3 protein-coding genes are annotated in these 2239 nt (G+C 33.9%); 1 reads left to right on the top strand and 2 read right to left on the bottom strand.

The genetic code is table 11. The features are described from left to right. Positions 1-107: 107 nt before the first annotated feature. Both MKL62_RS00400 and MKL62_RS00395 read right to left on the bottom strand, forming a co-directional pair. Complete coding sequence (locus MKL62_RS00400) at positions 108-482, bottom strand: hypothetical protein (protein WP_004747185.1); 375 nt, start codon at positions 480-482, stop codon at positions 108-110. A 2-nt stretch (positions 483-484) separates the two neighbouring features. After that, on the bottom strand, positions 485-859 hold the full coding sequence (locus MKL62_RS00395; protein WP_001245401.1) for a helix-turn-helix domain-containing protein: 375 nt from the start codon (positions 857-859) through the stop codon (positions 485-487). A gap of 145 nt (positions 860-1004) precedes the next feature. Between MKL62_RS00395 and MKL62_RS00390 the strand changes: the two genes are divergently transcribed. Beyond that, the gene (locus tag MKL62_RS00390; protein WP_270899737.1) at positions 1005-2231 is read left to right on the top strand and encodes a phage/plasmid replication protein, II/X family; all 1227 of its coding nucleotides are present in this window, start codon (positions 1005-1007) and stop codon (positions 2229-2231) included. Positions 2232-2239 lie beyond the last annotated feature (8 nt).

Below are 2239 nucleotides of genomic sequence, written 5' to 3'. Positions count from 1 at the left end.
AATAGTGTGCCTGACTGTCCAAAGTTTTTTTTAATTTCGCCTATGAGCTATATATACCAATGCTTTTAGAAGAAATGAGAAATTTTATCATTTAGGCGATTTATTGATCATATTTTGACCTTTTTGCCTATTATTTCTTCTATATTGTATTGGCCTTCTGGAGGAATATATCCTTCTGGTACTTGATTATTTAAATCAAATACAAGTTCTACATATTCTACTTTCTGGCTCTTTCTTTTAAATCTTTCTTTCTCATGTTCTTCTCTTATATATTTCTCTGTTATTCCACACTTTTTTAGTTCATTCATATATTTTTTAAATGTTTTTTCATCATGATCTTTTTTTATTTTTTCTATTCCAATCATGACAAGTACGCATAAAAAACTTGTTAGATTTCTTGTCTTTACTTTTGATAGTCTGCCAGTAGGAGTGGTTTTATTAAATACTTTTCCTATTTTTTCTTCTATTTCTAGAATATCCATTTTCATTTCCTATTTTTGCTTTCGGCAATCATCATTCGAACCATATATAAGATTCTTTTTTTATCTTCTTTTTCTATATTTTTTAGGTCGTTAAGAATGATAGCGATTTCTTCATCTGTGCTTCCTTCTTCGCCAAATGCAAGATTATCGATACTCATACCTAAAGCTATGCTTAATCTCTTTAAGTGCTGCAATGTAGGGTTTGGGTCTTCGGCGGTCATGTTTCTTTTTAGGGTCTTGTAATTTACTCCAGCGATATTTGCTAGTTCAGGAATGCTGATATTCAGTTCCTTACATTTTTTTTCTATACGTTCGCCTATACTGTTCATTTCATGACCTTTTTCACTTTCGTCAATTTTATAACAATTATTTCTCATATATTAGATTTCCTTTGTTTACAGTTCTCATATATTAGATTAATATCTATTTAAAGAGATTTTAATTCTATTAAATGCGATAATTATTGGGGAATTTTATGAGCATACAACAAGTATTAGAAGTTCATATATCTGGGTAATTGCTATGCTTGATTTTCTGCGGTTAGCGATTCCGATCATTCCTACGTATGTACGTAGTCTTGATAATCATCATTGGTTTAATGGTGATATTCGTGATTATGGTATTCCTGCTGCTACTCGCCATGTTTCTAAGACCGATGATGGTCAAACGATAACAGGGGAGCTTTATCATCCGTATGAGTCACTTCCATCTGACTATACAGATATGGCTGTTAAATTTTATACAAATACAATGAATACACCGCCTTATGTTGAGATTAAGGCATCTCCATTGAAGTTGTTACAAGGTCACAATGTGTATGGTTTTGAGTCTATCGAATTAGGCTCCGATCATATGCTTGGCATGTTACTCGAAGCCTTTCCCCAGTTAGCCCCAATCTTAGATTTGGCAAATACTGAGGTTTTACATCTAGATACCACATATTTATTTAGATTGCCTCATCAGAATATGGTTCAGCCAACTTTGGACTATATGGCTAACTTGGCTTCGGGTCACCGTAAAGCCCGTGAAGTTAAATATGATAATTACATTACTTGGGGTAATGATTCAGCAAGTGTACGTCCTAAGGCATATGGCAAATTTGAAGAAGTTAAAAGCCAACTAAATAAGATTCAGAAGAAAGCAGATAAGGGTTGTATGCGCTCTAAATCGCTTGTTATTGCTATGAATGGTGCTTTGCCATTTGCTAATGCAGTTTTGCGTTTAGAAGCTCGTATTTGTAAAACATATTTAACCAAGAATGGTTATCCATCGAATTTATTTCAGCTAATTAAGCTGCAACATGAACAGCCAGAATTATTGCTACGCCTCTGGCACGTAGCGTTTGACCCAATCCTTAAGACTATGGAGGGTGAATATATGAATTTCGCAAGTGATGATGAATTAGAAGCTTTACTTAAATCTAAATTGGTTACCTATACCAAGAAAGGTAATCCTAGTTATACCAAGGCTTATAACGCCTTTGATTTCTATCGATCATTGCGTATTGATGGTTATAAAAAAGTAAAGTCCAGACATTTGGAATCACGTTTCTATAAACGTGAAAGAGAGCTTATTAGCTGCGGTATTAGCCGTTCTCATCTACAGAATTTACATAAAAATCCAAACGGTAAAGTCATCCCATTTGTACGTTTATTCGAACTTAAGATGGCTGATCAATTACCACCAGATTACGTTCAACCAGTTTCACAATACAGCCCAAAGAATCAGGGTTTACATCTAGTTGCCTAAAGAGAGGT

Origin of the sequence: Acinetobacter sp. AOR01_HL (assembly GCF_027855455.1) — a bacterium.
In the GTDB taxonomy this organism is placed as follows: domain Bacteria; phylum Pseudomonadota; class Gammaproteobacteria; order Pseudomonadales; family Moraxellaceae; genus Acinetobacter; species Acinetobacter baumannii.
Note: the sequence above shows the minus strand (reverse complement) of the source record. Positions and strands in the feature narration are given on the sequence as shown.

What these genes read in the sequence shown, in the direction of transcription:
- MKL62_RS00400 (WP_004747185.1), bottom strand. Translation starts at nt 482, where the DNA reads ATGGATATTCTAGAAATAGAAGAAAAAATAGGAAAAGTATTTAATAAA.
- MKL62_RS00390 (WP_270899737.1), top strand. Translation starts at nt 1,005, where the DNA reads ATGCTTGATTTTCTGCGGTTAGCGATTCCGATCATTCCTACGTATGTA.
- MKL62_RS00395 (WP_001245401.1), bottom strand. Translation starts at nt 859, where the DNA reads ATGAGAAATAATTGTTATAAAATTGACGAAAGTGAAAAAGGTCATGAA.